7 protein-coding genes are annotated in these 16,185 nt (G+C 65.1%); 2 read left to right on the top strand and 5 right to left on the bottom strand.

The features are described 5' to 3' along the window. Positions 1-291: 291 nt before the first annotated feature. Together A7D17_RS21780 and A7D17_RS21775 are read right to left on the bottom strand one after the other, a co-directional pair. A complete protein-coding gene (locus A7D17_RS21780) occupies positions 292-3,228 on the bottom strand; it encodes a TonB-dependent receptor (RefSeq protein WP_064511034.1) in 2,937 nt (978 codons plus the stop codon). Positions 3,229-3,369: 141 nt separating this feature from the next. Then, complete coding sequence (locus A7D17_RS21775) at positions 3,370-6,840, bottom strand: glycoside hydrolase family 2 (RefSeq protein ID WP_064511033.1); 3,471 nt, start codon at positions 6,838-6,840, stop codon at positions 3,370-3,372. Between the two features lie 217 nt (positions 6,841-7,057). Here A7D17_RS21775 and A7D17_RS21770 point away from each other — a divergent pair, with 217 nt between their 5' ends. Continuing rightward, complete coding sequence (locus A7D17_RS21770) at positions 7,058-9,022, top strand: glycoside hydrolase family 97 protein (RefSeq protein ID WP_064511032.1); 1,965 nt, start codon at positions 7,058-7,060, stop codon at positions 9,020-9,022. A gap of 1,085 nt (positions 9,023-10,107) precedes the next feature. Beyond that, complete coding sequence (locus A7D17_RS21765) at positions 10,108-11,451, top strand: neprosin family prolyl endopeptidase (RefSeq protein WP_064511117.1); 1,344 nt, start codon at positions 10,108-10,110, stop codon at positions 11,449-11,451. A 636-nt stretch (positions 11,452-12,087) separates the two neighbouring features. On the opposite strand, the gene A7D17_RS21760 is transcribed toward A7D17_RS21765, so the two are convergent. The 3 genes from A7D17_RS21760 to A7D17_RS21750 are packed head-to-tail and all read right to left on the bottom strand — an operon-like array spanning position 12,088 to position 15,994. Continuing rightward, the gene (locus A7D17_RS21760; RefSeq protein WP_082862230.1) at positions 12,088-13,599 is read right to left on the bottom strand and encodes a carboxylesterase/lipase family protein; all 1,512 of its coding nucleotides are present in this window, start codon (positions 13,597-13,599) and stop codon (positions 12,088-12,090) included. Then, entirely contained in the window at positions 13,599-14,504 is a 906-nt protein-coding gene (locus A7D17_RS21755) for a TrmH family RNA methyltransferase (protein ID WP_064511030.1), read from the bottom strand. Before A7D17_RS21755 ends, A7D17_RS21760 begins: the two co-directional genes overlap by 1 nt. After that, entirely contained in the window at positions 14,501-15,994 is a 1,494-nt protein-coding gene (locus A7D17_RS21750; RefSeq protein WP_064511029.1) for an alanine/glycine:cation symporter family protein, read from the bottom strand. Before A7D17_RS21750 ends, A7D17_RS21755 begins: the two co-directional genes overlap by 4 nt. Positions 15,995-16,185 lie beyond the last annotated feature (191 nt).

Genomic DNA, 16,185 nt, shown 5'->3' with positions numbered 1-16,185 from the left:
GCAATCGTCAAATATTGCGGTTGGGCACAGATCCAGCGACTGTCCATGGCGACATTTCAACTGCAGGCATTACGCCACAAATCGATGTGCCATTACGCACAAAAAAACGGCCACATCGCTTCCCGACGATGCGGCCGAATGGGAGGGTGCCCGACGTAACGTCGGACGTACTGCAGCGCCGGGAAACACCGGCGACGGGAAGAACGCGCAATGACCGCTTGGAGAGGGACGACAGAAGACCATGTGCAACACGACGCGGGGGTGCGCCGTGTCGCACATCGACACATCGGGTCAGAAGCGCAAACGCAGACCAGCGTAGTAACGACGCTCGAAGATGTTCTGGTCGTAGTAATGGTTGGTCCACTGCGCGTAACGGCGCTCGCTTTCACCGGTGAGGTTGGTGGCCTGCGCGTACAGCGTCAGATGGTCATTGACGTCATAGCTGAAGGAGGCGTCCAGATAGCCGACATCGTCGTTCCAGATCGCCAGCTCGTCACCCCAGGCACCGCTGTTGACCTGGCTGAAACGCTTGCTGCGCCAGTTGTAGGCCACACGTGCCTGCAGCTTGTCCTTTTGATACCACAGCACCGCATTGGCCTGGTGCTTGGAGTTGTCGCCGATCGGAAGCGTGTTGCCTTCAATATCGGTGTTGTCGGTATCGGCGTCTGAGAAGGTGTAGTTGATGTTGGTACCGAAGCCGCTCAACCAGCCGGGCAGGAAATCGAAGGCCTGCTGATAGCCAATTTCAAAGCCCTTGATCTTGCCGCCACCGCCGTTGACGATGCGTTCCACCGGGCCACCCAGACGCGCCACGCCATCGGCATCGGGCAACAGCTCGATATTGGTCACGGTGGTGGGGAACGACTTCACGTCGATCAGGAACGCGCCCACGCTGATCAGCGACGCATCGGAGAAATACCATTCCCATGAGGCGTTGTAGTTGGTGGCGCGATAGGGATCCAGATCCGGGTTACCGGAGCGGCCATTGAGGAACAACACCGCATCCGATGGCAACGACGGGTTACGCGGCGGCGTGCCGTTGACCGCATAGAAACTCACCAGGCCGCGACCGAGATCGGGCAGGTCCTGACGGGCCACCGCCTTGTTGTAGGCAAAGCGCAGTTTCTGCGCATCGGTGATATCCAGCGACAGGTTGGCGGTGGGCAGCACGTCGGTGTACTGACGGTTCAAGCGATTGGTGCCGATGGCCGGGCTCACGCCGTTCCATTCGACATTGCCGATAAACACATTGCCGCTACTCAGATACTGATCGATCGCCAGCTTGGTCTGCACGATGCGCGCACCGATATTGGCTGTCCACGGCAGCGCGCTGCCGGTGCCGCCTTCCAGGTTCGCCAGGAAGTACGCCGCGGTGCTCTTCTCGGTGACCTTGTAGGAGTCTGCCGCCTGCTGGTAGGCCACGTTGCCCGGGTACAGGCTGTTGAGATAGGCCACCGGGTCTTTCATGACCTGCGGATTGATCGCCGGCAAGCCCTGGCTGCCCAGGCCGGTGACCTTGAGCGGATCGAAGTCGTTGAAGTAAGCCCAGTAACCGGGAATCGAATTGAACGGCAGCAGCCGCGCCTCGGAGACGCCGCTGCAGGTATCCACGATCAGCGGGTCCTTGAAGTAGTACAACGAACGGTTCGGGTCGGCGCAGGTCGTCGAGACCGGCGACAGGTAGCGATAGGTATCGAGCTTGACCTCGCGCTCGCCGTAACGGATACCGAACTGGAAGCCGCGCACCACGCCCTCATCGAACTCGAAGGTGCCGTCGGCACGGAACGCATCCATCGTCGCTTCGATCTTGTTGCCCTGTGCCCAGGTGGACATCAGCTGCCAGTTGTCCGGGTTGGACACATCGGTGCCCAGGTTGACCGCCGGGTAGGTGCCACGGAAATCCACCGAGGCATCCACTGTCGGCAAGCCGTTGGCATTCGCCCATTGGGTGACGCCGCCGGCACGCGTGATCTGATCGCCGCGTGTCACCACCGCATCGGCGCGCGCTTCGTCGTAGGTACGCTGCGCATCACCATGCACCCAACGGAACGACGCACGGAACGGACCGCCGTCATCGAAGCGCAATTCCAGATTGGTGTTGAGCGAATCCGAATCGGCGACACCAGCCATCGAGTGCGCCTGGAAGCGGTTATAGCGGAACTGGCCGTATTCGAGCACGCCGTTGGGATCGACCACCGATCCCGGCTGCAACTGATTGGTTGCCCAACCGGTATGCAGCTGCGCGGCCACCGAGGTGTCGTGATCTTCGAGCTTGGTGTAGGCCGCGTCGGCCAGCACTGTCCAGGAGTCGTTGATGTTGAACTGGAACGAGCCGTTGACGCCGGTGCGCTGGCGGTCGGTGCTGCGGTTGTCCAGCTCAGTGGCGACCCAGTTGTAGAAGTAATCGCGCGGCAGGTTGGACGGATCGGTATTGCTGCCGATGCGGCCGTCGCCGTTGAAATCGAAGCCCACATTCTGCTCAGTGGATTTCTGCGCACCGTTGGAATACACGCTGGGGTGCTTGTTCTCCAGCGTGGCATCGGAGTACGACACGGCCAGCAAGGCGCCCCAGCGCTCGGTGCGGAAGCTGGCCAGGCCCGAGTACAACTCGTTGAGTTCCTGCACGCGGTCGCCGTAGGAGCCTTCGGCCTGGCCACTGAAGGTCCAGCCTTCCGGCAGGTCGAACGGGCGGCGGGTCTTGAGCGATACCGTACCGCTGATGCCGCCATCCAGGTCGGCAGCGGTAGGCGACTTGATCACGTCCACGCCGCTGAACAGCGTCGGCGGGATGTCGACGAAATCCGGTTGCGCGCGGCCGATGTTCGGCTGGCCGAACTGGTCGCCACCACCGGCGCTCAGATACAACTCGCCGTTCATGGTGGTCTGCACCTGCGGCATGCCGCGGATGTTGAGCTGCGAGCCCTCGCCGGCCGACCGCCGGATCTGCACGCCCGGCACGCGCTGCAGCGAGTCGGTGATGGTGACGTCGGGCAGCTTGCCGATGTCTTCGGCCGAGATCGAATCGATGATCTGCGCAGCGGTGCGCTTGTTCTCGATGGCCTCGGCCTGCGCGCCGCGCACGCCCTTGACCATGACCTTGTCCAACTCGGTGACACCGGCGGTATTACCTGTGTCCTGCGCGGCGGCCTGGGCGGTTACCAGGGTGAGTGCTGCCGCGAGCGCGGCGGCCAGCGGCGTATGACGGGTACTACGATGCAGCTTGTTCATGGTCCCCTCCCAGGGATGACGACACTCCACGACCGTTTCGAATGGCAATGCCGGGGGGCATTGCATGTTGGCTGACGCGCGACATCGCGCGTCACTGCAGAACGCCATGCAATGGCATGGCGTGGCAACTTGCTGGCGCGGTTATGGGGACCCGCTGACCGCGCCGCTTGATGGTTCGACATTCCAGCCGCGCACTTGCAGCGTGGCATTGCGCAAGATGTCCGCCGATGGGCCGCGGATCTCGATCTCGCGCTGTTCGCCCGGCACCAGGCTCAGATAGTTGTCGCTGTAATACGCCGGCAGGATGCGTTGGCCTTGCGCATCCACCAGGGTCAACTTGGTAGTGAGTGCGACCTGCTGCGATGGATTGCGCACGGTGGCGTGCAACACCGGTTCGGCACCATCCTGCAGCCGCGTGGCAAGGTGCACCGGCACCGCGGCCAGCGCATTGAGGCCGCGCATGGCAGAGGCATCCCCGGCCACCCAGTAGAAATTACGCGAACGCACCAGCGCATCGCGGTCGAGCAATTGCAGCCGCACGAATCCCAAGCCGTTGGTGTCCTTGAGCAACGGCGCCAGCTGCAGCACCGGCGCCGAGACCGCAACAGGCGCCGCATCCACGGCCTGCTCGCGTTGCTGCAGCAGGGCACCATTACTGCCATAGACCTCCGCGCGCACGCGCAGGCCACGCACCGGCGTGCTGGCGTTGTTGACCACCACCACCTCGTGGCCCGGCAGGTTCATCTGCACATGCAGGGTTTCCGCCGCGTTGCGTACGCCGTAATAGGCCGCATGGGTGTCGTAATCGTGGCTGTAGATCTGCCACATGTTGCTGGGCCATGCCGGATGGCTCATCCACAACAGCCGCCCACTGTTCTTGGTCCACAGCTGCGCGTTGAAACCTTCAAAGATGGCGCGGTGGGTGTCGTAGTTGAGCAGCTGCGCCTTGCGCTCGAAGTCGTCCAGGCTGGTCGGCGCACCAAGCTTGTCGGTGAGCGAGCGCATGAAGCTGGCGGTGTCGCCGTTCCCGGACTGGTGCCAGTCGTGATACGCCCAGGCGTCGCTGATGGGCCACTGATCCTGCGCTGCCGGAACCGAAGCCTTGAACGACTCCAGTGTGGAGAACGATGGTGTGCCCACCTCCACCGAAAAGCCTTGTGCCAGGGCATTGAAATAGGCCACCGGCTCACGGTAGTTGTACGGGCCGCTCCCCTGCAGGTTGACCTGATTGGAGCTGCCGGTATACCAGCGCGTGCCATCGAGCTCGGCAACCAGCTTATCCAGGCCTTCGTTGAGGATGGGTGCCGGAACGCCTTCGTTGCGTCCGAACCACAGCACGATGGAGGGGTGATTGCGGAAGCGTTTGATTACTTCGGCAGCGTTGTCCAGGAACAGCGCCGCATCGGCGGGCTCCATGTTGTAGTTCTGGGTGGATTGCCAAAAGTCGTTGAACACCAGCATGCCGTATTCGTCGGCCAGCTCGAAGAAACTGGCTTCGGTGTTCTGTCCCACCCAGTTGCGCACCACGTTGAAATGCGCGTCGCGTTGCAGGCGGAAATACGGCTCCAGCCGTTCGCGCGAGACGCGCTTGCGCCAATCGTCCATGCCCCAGTTGCCACCCTTCACGGCAATGCGTACGCCATTGATGCGGATGGCCAGGTAAGGCGCCAGCGCGTCATCGTGCAGTGGCGTCACCGCCGGCGAGGCCTGCGCCCCCGGGTAGAACGACTGCGCATCGCCGCCGGGCACCGGGCGAATTGCGCTGTGACGCGCATCGACGATGCGTTCGCCACGCAGCCGGGCCTTGTTGAAATCCACCAGCACACGGCGCAGCGCACCGTCCTGGTCGAACAAGGACAATTCGTAGCTGACTTCACGAATGCCGAAGCGCAACTGCTGCACGTCCGAGTGGGCACCGGCCACATCCACGCCCACCTGCAAGGTGTAGAGCGCCGGTTCGCCATAGCCGTTAGGCCACCACAGACGGGGATGGGCGATGACCAGTTCCGGCGTATCGGCCGCGGTGAGCGTGAGCGTGGTACCACCGGCCGGCACGTTGACCTGACGCTGGATGCGTACATCGCCCATGGTCAGTTGCACGCTGCCCTGCACCGCCGTGGCGCTGTCGTTGCGCAGCGGCACGTTGATTTCAAGCTCGGCACGCCGGTGATCCGGGGCCAGCCGGGTTGTGACGACCTGGGTGTCTCCAAGCGCCACCGGCCCGGTGGCGTGTAGCTGCACGTCCTGCCACAAGCCGGCGTTGCGATCGCGTACCGCCGGAATCCAGTCCCAGCCTTCGCTGGCGATGAAGGTTGGCCCATCCAGCGCCTGCACGCCGCCGTTCTCGCCCACGCCTGCGGTCATCGATTGCTCGTGCGCAATACCCGGATGCGGCGGCGGAGAAACGCGTACCGCAATGACATTGCGGCCGGCCTTGAGCTGCTTGCTGACATCGAAGCGCCCACGTGCGAAGGCACCGCGCGTGCGCCCCACCTGCGTGCCATTGACCCAGACCTCACCGGCATAGTTGATGCCGTTGAACAGCAGTTCCAGCCGCTTGCCCTGCGCTGTAGCCGGCAGATCGAAACTGCTGCGGTACCACCAGTCCTGCCGGCTCAGCGATTCGGGAATGGCCATGTTGTTGAGACCAATATCCGGATCCGGATACACGCCGCGATCGACCAGTGTGGTGAGCACCGTGCCCGGCACGGTGGCCACGCGCCAGGCCGCAGCAGTGCCTGCGTCGTCGCCGCGCGACAGGCTGGCGCCGGTGGCCTGCGGGAGATCGGGTGCGGCAGCCAGCTGCCACGCACCCACCCGCCACGCCGCTGCATCCAGCGGCTGCAACGCGGGCGTCTGTGGCACCGGCTTGGCCACTGGTGCGGAAAAGGCCGCCGCACTGCGTGGCAGCGTGGCCGGCGCCTGCGGTGCAACCTGGCCGGCCATCTGCCTGACCTGCACCTGCCAGGCCGGCGAGGCGTCTTCGAAACGCTGCAAGGCCGCGTCAGGCGCCCTGGACGCAAGCTGCGCGACGGCTGCAGCATCCAGTGCGCCGGCTTGGGCGAGGAAACCGGCAATCTCGCCACCGAAGTGCTGCGTATACGCGGCAGGTTGTTCGCGTGGGCCGAACATCAGCACCGGTGCGACCACCTTCTGGCGTAGCGCGCCGCTGGCCACCCGACGGCCGTTGGCGTACAGCGTCAACTGCCCGCCTTGCGCCACCGCCGCAACCTGTGTCCAGGTTCCGGCACGCAGTGCCTGCGTGCTGCGCAGCACGGTGTCGGCGCCCTGCACGAAGCCGAGCCTGCCGTTGTCGATGGTGAAATAGCGGCCTGCGGCTTGCGGCTCACCGATCCCGGCGATCAATGCAGGGCCGGCAGTCGCACGCGAGGGACGCACCCAGCCCGACACGCTCCAGTCTGCGTCGGCGGCCAACAACGGTGCATCGGCGGCAAGCTTCTTCGCCAATCCCATTCCGCCGGCCAATACGCGGACATCGTACGGGCCGGGCGAAGGCACATCGGCGGGCGCGGCCTCCACTGCAGCCCACGCCATGCAACCACACAACACCCACAGCGCTCCACGGCGGAACGCCCTGCGAACCATCAGCATTAGAGGCCTCTCCCAAGCTCTATTGCCAAGCAACGGTGCACACCACCAGCATGCAATCGGCAACCGTTCGATAAACGAGTTGCGCGTTGCGTTCGGTCGTGCCGCCCGTGGCTGCCGCCCCTGTTTCAGCGGCCATGGTGCGAGGTAACGTTACCCCAAGGCGATATCGACGACAACCGTTCTGCGTTAGGGTTGTCGCTCCCAGGAGGAGGGAACCATGCGAAACCTGATCCAGTCCGCACTACCGGTGGCGTGTGCCTTGCTGTGTTTTGCCGCCGTACCCGCATCTGCGCAGCGCTTGAGCGTGCAATCGCCCGATGCACGTACCCAGTTGCAATTCACCCTGGCCGAGGGCGGCGTGCCGAGCTACCGCGTGCTGTACCGCAACACGATCGTGCTCGACGACGCACCACTTGGACTGGATCTTGGCAAGGCCGGCAAGCTCGGTCGCGGCATGACCGTGCAAGGCAGTACGACCGACACGCACGACAGCCGCTTTGCATTGCCGGTCGGCAAAACCCGGCAGGCGCGCGACCATTACCGCGCATTGCGCGTGCAGCTCTCCGACCCGCAACAGCGACGCCTGGATGTCGAACTGCGCGCCTACGACGATGGCGTGGCGCTGCGTTACGTATTGCCGGATGCAGGCGATGTGCGCATTCGCGATGAGCTCACCAGCTTCGCCTTTCCGCGTGATTACGCATGCTGGACCTTGAACCTGGGCCGTTTCGGCACCAGCCACGAAGGCGAGTACGACGCCATCGCGGCGTCGAAGTTGCGCCCGCACAATCTGCTCGAGTTGCCGCTGGTCTGCCAGACCGATGCCAAGGGCACCACACTGGCGATCGGCGAGGCGAACCTGCGCGATTACGCCGGTCTGTATCTCACCGGACGCGCCGACGGCGGGCTGGGTGTGTCGGCAAGACTGTCGCCGCGCCTGGACGACCCCAAGCTGGCGGTCAGCGTCGATGCGAAGGGCCGCGATTTCGCCACGCCCTGGCGCGTGATCATGTTGGGCGATAGCCCGGCGAGCCTGATCGAATCCAACCTGGTTTCCGCATTGAATCCGCCGCCGGCGTTCGATGCGCGCTGGGTGCGGCCAGGCAAGTCGGCCTGGGACTGGTGGTCTGGCAGTCTGGCCAGCGGGCTGGAGCATCCGGGCATGAATACCGCCACCATCCAGCGCTATATCGACCATGCGCAGCAGTTGAAGCTGCAGTACATGCTGATCGACGATGGCTGGTACTACGGCAGCACCGGCGACGGGCAATACAACGCCGATGCCGATATCCGCCGCCCTGTGGCGGACCTGGATCTGCCAGGCCTGGTGTCGTATGCGCGCAAACGCGACGTGGGGCTATGGCTGTGGGCACACTGGCGCGCGCTCGATGCGCACATGGACGAAGCGCTGGCGTGGTACCAGCAGCTCGGCATCAAGGGCATCAAGGTCGACTTCATGGACCGCGACGACCAGCAGATGGTGGACTTCTACCATCGCCTGTTGGGCAAGGCGGCCGAGCACAAACTACTGGTGGACCTGCATGGCGCCTATCACCCGACCGGGCTGACCCGCACCTATCCCAATTATCTGACCCAGGAAGGCGTCCTGGGCGCCGAGTACAACAAGTGGACCACCCGCATCACCGCCACCCACAACCTCACGCTGCCATTCACGCGCATGCTGCTCGGGCCGATGGATTACACGCCGGGCGGTTTCCGCAACGTGCGCCCGGCCGAATTCAAGATGCAGCACATCGCTCCGCAGGTAATGACCACGCGCGCGCAACAGCTGGCGATGTATGTGGTGTACGAAAGCCCGTTTGCGGTGGTGTCCGACAGCCCGGAGCAGTATGAGAACGTACCGGCCGCGCAATTCCTGCGCGATGTGCCGGCAAGCTGGGACCAGACGCGTGCGCTGGACGGTGCGATCGGCGAGCACATCGTGCTGGCGCGGCGCAGCGGCAAGGACTGGTATCTGGGTGCGATGACCAACGAACAGGCACGCACCCTGGAAGTCCCATTGGCGTTCCTCGGCAAGGGCCGCTGGACCGCCACGATCTATGCGGATGGGCAAGCGCCCACCGAAGTACGCATCGACACGCGCAGGCTTACAGCTGCTGACACCTTGCACCTGGCGCTGGCGGCAAACGGCGGTGCAGCGGTGCGATTGCAAAAGGACTGAATGTTTGGGGGGTGCGCGGCGGCCGGGCTGAGCCGCTTCGCACCCTTCTTCTTTGGATGCCTGCTCGCATCGGTGGCGAAGCATCCGCATGATCGAGGTGCGCGCTGATCATGCTTGACCGATGGCTATGGCGGTCCATCTCAGCCTGCGTGGCATCAAGCACTGGTTGAGTCTTGCCACACAGTTCCCTGGGTTGCCTGCGATCGACTGGCCTGGCATCACGAAGGCAAGCATTCGCCCGTGCGTAAGTCGTCTCGAATTGTATGCGCAGCAAAGAAACCGCCTGCATCGGGCCGAGATGTTCTCCAATCATCGGAGAGAGGCAAGCAAGAATTGCTATGCGCCAGCTGACCCCACGGGCGGCGCAACGCCGAGCGCCGCAAGGGATTCGTGCACACAAGCGAAGCGCACGTCAGCGTTTTCACCGGCATGCACGGGCAGGGCCTAGCCGACGCAGGTGCACGTCTCCATCGCGCGCGCGCCACTCGATGCGCTCGCAGTGATCGGTGCGCAGCGATCAATGCGACTTGTGATCTCAGACACGGGGACATGGCCATTGTCGCGGTGGCGAGTAGCAACGCCGACGCTGCCACCCCACTCGCATCCGCGCCCCACTGCCTGCAGTAACGTGACCGGATAGATGATCACCTCGAAACCGCCACGTGTGGACACGCGCACTGTTGCGCAACGGCCTCCACGCCACGCCTTGCCAGCCATCAGGTGCGTCACAGCATCCGCTTAGCCGGTTGCGCATGGCATGTGCCTGCTGTCACGCAATGGCAGTTCTCCTGAATATTTCAGAGATAGAAAATTTAGGATGCGCACGCCCTCAGCGTGGACGTGCGCGTTCGACCAACGTTGCAAGCGCCGCTACGACCTGATGGCGCGGCTGGCACGGTTCGCCGCGTGCCCGCTGCCTCGCTCCGGCCCCCAGGACACTCTGCATGCCCATTCGTTTCCATCGATCGCTGCCACTGCGCGGCGCCCTTGCTGCGTTCGTCGTTTGCGTGGCGGCTTCCGCTCATGCAACGACCCTGTTGCCGGCGTCCGTGTCGCCAGCCAGCGACCAGCGCATCGACCAACTCATGCCACCGCTGCTGCAGACACCGGCCACGCCGCGCGTCGCCAGGGCGCAGGCGGCGCACGCGCGCCTCGCCGGCGAGGTATCACTTGCGTCTCCACAGGTGACGGCCGAATTTCAGCAGTTCCTGCAGATGCAGACGCACGCCAGCTATGCCAACCGCGATGCGGCGGCGAAGGTTGCCGACCCCACGGCGTTCGCTCAGATGCAGCGCTATCTGTTCAATCGCTACAACGGTTTGACCGTGCTGGGCAGCGTGCGGCAAGGCGGCACCGTATTCGACTGCATCCCGCGCGCGCAGCAACCGGCATTGCGCGATGGAAGCACGCCTGCCCTGCCACCGGCCATTGCGCCTGGCGTGCGCACCAGTGCCGCACTGGATGCGGCGCAACGTTGCGATGCCGGCAGTGTGCCGCTGCAACGCATTGGCCTGGCCGAACTGACTCGCCACCCAACCCTCCAGGCCTACCTGCGTGGCACCACACCGCGCGTCACGGAACCGTCGACCGCACGCCGCATGACCGCCGCGCAGGACGCTGCCTCGGTGGTGCATTACTACTCCACCATCTATCTGGACACCGCCGGCTCGCCGGTGACCGGCGCCGGCGCCGATCTCAATACCTGGGTACCCGCGGTACGCGCCAACGATGCGCAATCGATCAGCCAGATCTGGCTGGGCGGCTACACGCCGCAAGGTCGGATCCAGACCCTGGAAGCCGGATGGCAGGCCCAGCCCGGTGCAGGCTGGGGCACTACGCCCATCCTGTTTATCTATTCCACACAGGACGGCTACCTCACCACCGGCTGCCATAACCTGGATTGCGCCGACTTCGTGCAGACCAGCAGCGCGAATGTGCTCGGCGCCGCGCCGGCAGGCGGCTTCAGCACCGCTGGCGGCAAGCAGGCGCTGCTGCATGTGGAATTCCAGCGTAATGCCGAGGGCTACTGGTGGTTCGGCTTGAACGGCGAATGGATCGGTTACTACAAGGCCGAGCTCTATGCGGGCGACATCGCCGAAGGAAGTGCCGACATCTTCATTTCCGCCGGTGGCGAAATCTCCACCTGGGACGGTCGCCCCAGCGCGCCGATGGGCAGTGGGAAGTTCGCCTCAGCCGGCTATCGGCAGGCAGCGTTCCAGGCCAATCATTTCTACCGCGACGCAAACATGGCTACCCGTCCCGCGCAGCGCCTGTCATCGATGAATGTGGAGCAGCCCGCCTGTTACACCCTGGCGATTGCCGGCTACACCTATCCGTATGCCTTGGGTGCAGGCGTCTCACGCACCAGCCTGTCGCCCGAGATGAGCAACGGCGGCATCTACTTCGGCGGCCCGGGCTGCGCACGCTGAGCCAGCCGCAGGTCTACGCGCACTGCTGCAGTGCGCGTAGCGGCCTGCGATGACCGCAGTGGCGCGCGCATCGTGCAGGCGTATCCAGGCTAGCGATACGCCGGCGCGCGGCGGAAGGGGTGGTTTGCAGCCGCGCAGCATCCACGGGGCATCGCGGCTCCCGCCATGCCGGCAGGACGTGTGTCGATGCGCAAGCAAGCAGGCACTCCCCGGACCTTGCGTGGCTGGAGGTCCGGAAGCGTCTGGAAGCGTTAGCGCCGCCCTTCCTCCGGGGCGGAAAGGCAGTGCTTGCGTGCTACGGGCGCGCGGGCAGCAGAGCGCCCGCGTTGCAAGCGTGGGTTGGGGCGCGAAACGGGATTGGGGGTGAGGGGGCGCGGCAAAGCAGTCCTAGCGTCACTTCTGGAGGCGCGTGGCGACGCGTTTATCACTGCTTGCACTGACAGACGCTTGAGGCGCGCCCTCATCCGCCCCGTCGGGGCACCTTCTCCCAAAGGGAGAAGGGAGTGTTATCACGTTCTCTGGGGTCGACGCTTACTTCGGCAGACTGCGTAGTTGGCTTGATGGCCGCCCCAGTCCGCAGTGACGGCCACGCTGGTCTACCAGAAACACCTCCTCGCCTCGGCGAGGAGGTGTGGCTTACGGCAAATCCACGCCTGCGCACACGGCCGGGCGGGCATCCTTGATCTGTTGCACACCCCGCGCATCGAACTGCAGCGCAGCATGTTTCGGTGCGAAGGCAGGCCACGCAGGCAAGCCTTTGGCATTGGGATTGCCACGCTGCACAAACGCGGCCCAGTAACGCTGCAGGCTTACCGGTGGCTGGCCGATGGGCAGATTCTTGAACAGGAACGGCAGCTCGGCGCTATGGGTCACCTGCCCACCCGGCACGGCAGTGTCGAACACGTAATGCCATACCGGCACACCGAGCGCGGCCTGATGCTGGGCCACAGTCACCGCCGGGCAACGGAAGGTGAGGTCGGTGGACAGCTGCATGGCGGCATTGCCCTGCCGCGCCGCACGCTGCCCGGCATGCGCGCGTTGCGCCTGCAGCACAGCATCGGCACGATCGGGATAGTCGCGGCGCAAGCGCGCCTGCGCTCCCTGCTCGCCGCCATAGGTGAGTTCCTGCACCACGTAACCGATCAACAACGGCACCTTGGCTTGCGCGCCGCTTGCCAACAGCTCGGCCGGCGCGCGCGGCAGCACGCGTCCATCGACCACCGCCTGTAGCCAGATATAGCCATCATCGTCCAGCGCCGGCACATCCACGCCCTGCCCGGCCTTGAGCAGCTGGTCTACCGGCAGCGCACGCAACTGCGCCAGGCGCGTGGCCGGATCGTCGATGCCGGCGCGCTTGGCGATGCTCACACCCACTGCGCGGTTGTCGTCCAGACTGCGTGCCGGCAAGCCGAACCCGGCGGTACCGCTCTGTTCGATCGCGGCCGAAAACAGCCCGCGCGCCAATGGGCTGAGCATCAGCAATCCCACGTCCTGGCCGCCCGCCGATTGCCCGGCGATAGTGACCCGCGCCGGGTCGCCACCAAACTGCGCAATGTTGTCGCGCACCCAGCGCAAGGCCGCAATCTGATCGAGCAACGCGTAATTACCGGCCGCCTCGTTCTCGCCATCGCGCAGCTCCGGCAGCGACAGAAAACCCAGCGCGCCTAGCCGGTACTGCAGCGTCACCACCAGCATGTTCTGCGCAACCAGGTTGGTGGGCAGATGCCCGTCCGCACCACCGGCCACATTGGCGCCGCCATGGATCCACACGAACACCGGCAACGGCCTGGCCGGATGCAGCTGCGGGGTCTGCACTTCCACATACAGGCAGTCTTCGCTGCCGCGGCGGGCCATGGCGTTGTTCCAGCCCAGCGCAGGCTGCACGCACGGCGTGGCTGCCTGGGTGGCGTCACGCACCTGCGTCCATGCGGCGGCCGGTTGCGGTGGCCGCCAGCGCAGCGCGCCGAGCGGCGGTGCGGCAAACGGAATCTTGCGGAACACTGCGCTGCCATCGTCCTGCCACTGCCCGCGCACCGCACCGTGATCGGTGCGCACTTCCGGTGGCGCGGCGGGCGTGGGCGTCGTGGCAGCAGCAGCGCTGCCGGTGACAACGCAGGTAGCAGCAAGTAGCCAGGCAGACACACGCATCACAGATCTCCGGTGATCACACGGGCACGCCAGGCGGCCTGGAAGACAGCGGTGGCCGAGGCCACGTTGAGACTCTCGACCTTGCCGCTGCCGCCGATGGACAGCTGCAAATCGCAGTCGCGGGCGAACTGGCGGTCCATGCCTTCGCTTTCTGCGCCCATCACGTACACCAGGCGTTGCGGCAGGCTGGCAGCGAACACGTCCTGGCCGCCCTCAACGAGCGTGGCCGCCACCGCAAACCCGGCGTGTCGCAACTGTGTCAACGCCTGCGCGGTCTCCGGCAACTGCACCAGCGGCACCGCTTCGGCGCCCCCTTCGGCGACGCGGGCCGCCGCGCCGGACAACCCCAGCGAGGAACCGGCCGGCAGCAGCAGGCCGGCCACGCCGAAGTGTGCCGAGGAGCGCAGGATCGCGCCGAAGTTGTGCGGGTTGCCTACACCGTCCAGCCACAGCGCCAGCACCGGGCCCGGCGGCAGCGCGGCCAGCCATTCCTGCAACGGCTGCGGCGGCACGCGCAGTACGTCGGCCACCACGCCTTCGTGGTGCGCACTGGCGGCGAGCTTGCTCAGGTCTGCCTCTTCCACCACGCGGTAGCCGATGCGCTGGGCCACGCACCAGGCCAGCAAGGCCTTGCACTGCGGGATGCGCGCTTCGGTCAGGTAGAGCTTGCGCAGCGCCTGCGGACGCGCCTTGAACACGGCCTGGACCGCGTTGATGCCGTACAGGCGCAGCTCGCGCGCGGTGTTGGCGTTGCCAGCGGCCGGTGCGGCGGCAGCGGTACGTGACGCAGGCGCAGCCGGCGCCGGGGCGCGTGGCGCCGCACGGCCCCACGGGTTGAGGGGCGTCGCGCCGCTGCCGGTGTTGTCGCGTGGCGGCCGCGCGCCACGTCCATCATGCTGTTTCATCGTTGTGTCCAGAAATCCGCGTTCTTGATGCCAAGCCGAACCGGATCGAAGACCGGATCCAGCCCCTGGCGTTTTTGCCGTTCGTAATCCTTCAAGGCCAGCATGGCGGGCTTGTGCAGGATCAGGATGGCGATGATGTTGAGCCAGGCCATGACACCCACGCCGATGTCGCCAAGCGCCCAGGCCAGCTGCGCATTATGGAACGCGCCGAAGATCACCATGCCCAGGATGCCCAGGCGCAGCAGCAGTACGGTGAACGGGCGGCGGCGGTTGCCATTGACGTAGCTGAGGTTGGTTTCGGCCATGTAGTAATAGGCCATGATGGTGGTGAAGGCGAAGAAGAACAGCGCCACCGCCACAAAGCCCGCGCCCCAGCCCGGCAGCACCGATTCCACCGCCGCCTGTGCATACCCGGGACCTTCTTCCACCCCGCTCAGGCCTGCATACAGGCCCGGCTTGGCACCGTCGGGCGCGTACACGTTGTACTTGCCGGTGGTGAGGATCAGGAACGCGGTGGCGGTGCACACCATCATGGTGTCGAAGTAGATCGCAAACGCCTGCACGTAGCCCTGCTTGGCCGGATGCGACACCTCTGCCGCGGCCGCGGCATGCGGCCCGGTGCCCTGCCCGGCTTCGTTGGCGTAGATGCCGCGTTTGACGCCCCATTCCACCGCCAGCCCCAGCAAGGCGCCGAATGCGGCATGGCTGCCGAAGGCGCTGCTGAAGATGGTGGCGAACATGTCCGGCACGCGCTCGGCGTTGAGCACCATGATGACCAGCGCCATCAGGATGTAGCCCATCGCCATGAACGGCACCACGATTTCGGCGAAGTTGGCGATGCGCTTGACGCCGCCGAAGATGATCACCGCCAGCATGCTCGCCACCAGGATGCCGATGCCCAGCTTGGCTGCATCGCGCATCGGCAGGCCCATCCACTGCCCGTCCATCGCACCGCACAGGCTGGTGCCGCGGCAGGCGTTGATGGCGCTGTCGGCGATTGCATTGGCCTGTACGCCCGGCATCAGAAACCCGGTGGCGATGATGGTGGCCACCGCGAAGGTGAGCGCGTACCACTTCAGCCCCATTGCCTTTTCGATGTAGTACGCCGGGCCGCCACGATAGCGGCCATCGGCATCGGTGATCTTGTAGATCTGCGCCAGCGTCGATTCCACGTACGAGGTGGACGCGCCGAGGAACCCCATCACCCACATCCAGAAGATCGCGCCCGGTCCACCGAAGGCAATCGCGGTGGCGACGCCGGCGATGTTGCCGATGCCGATACGCCCGGCCATCGACATTGCCAACGCCTGAAACGAAGACACCCCGGCATCGGACTTCTGCCCGCCCACGGTGAGACGGATCATTTCCACGAACCCGCGTACCTGCATGAAACGGGTGCGGAGGGTGAAGTACACGCCTGCCCCCAGGCACATGAAGATCAGCGCCTTGCTCCAGACGATGCCGTTGATGCCAGTGATGAGTGCTTCCACGCAATCTCCCCGAGTGCTGGATCGTGAACCCCAACGCCGTGGGGAGTGGGTCGATTCTGGCCGAAAGCGTCACCCGATGCGACGTCTATGCCTGGTGCGTTGTGCCTGGCGCGTGCGCGCGCACGGCATGCCACGCCGTGTCGGCTGCGCCTGTGCATGCCGTGCGCACCATCGTGGGCACGGGGACAGCA

The sequence above is a fragment of the Xanthomonas floridensis genome, from assembly GCF_001642575.1.
In the GTDB taxonomy this organism is placed as follows: domain Bacteria; phylum Pseudomonadota; class Gammaproteobacteria; order Xanthomonadales; family Xanthomonadaceae; genus Xanthomonas; species Xanthomonas floridensis.
The sequence above is the reverse complement of the archived record's forward strand: the minus strand, read 5'-3'. Positions and strand labels throughout refer to the sequence as shown.

Bases quoted from the DNA above. Each gene is read 5' to 3' on its own strand.
- A7D17_RS21780 (WP_064511034.1), bottom strand. From the start codon at position 3,228: ATGAACAAGCTGCATCGTAGTACCCGTCATACGCCGCTGGCCGCCGCG.
- A7D17_RS21775 (WP_064511033.1), bottom strand. From the start codon at position 6,840: ATGCTGATGGTTCGCAGGGCGTTCCGCCGTGGAGCGCTGTGGGTGTTG.
- A7D17_RS21770 (WP_064511032.1), top strand. From the start codon at position 7,058: ATGCGAAACCTGATCCAGTCCGCACTACCGGTGGCGTGTGCCTTGCTG.
- A7D17_RS21755 (WP_064511030.1), bottom strand. From the start codon at position 14,504: ATGAAACAGCATGATGGACGTGGCGCGCGGCCGCCACGCGACAACACC.
- A7D17_RS21765 (WP_064511117.1), top strand. From the start codon at position 10,108: ATGCCACCGCTGCTGCAGACACCGGCCACGCCGCGCGTCGCCAGGGCG.
- A7D17_RS21760 (WP_082862230.1), bottom strand. From the start codon at position 13,599: ATGCGTGTGTCTGCCTGGCTACTTGCTGCTACCTGCGTTGTCACCGGC.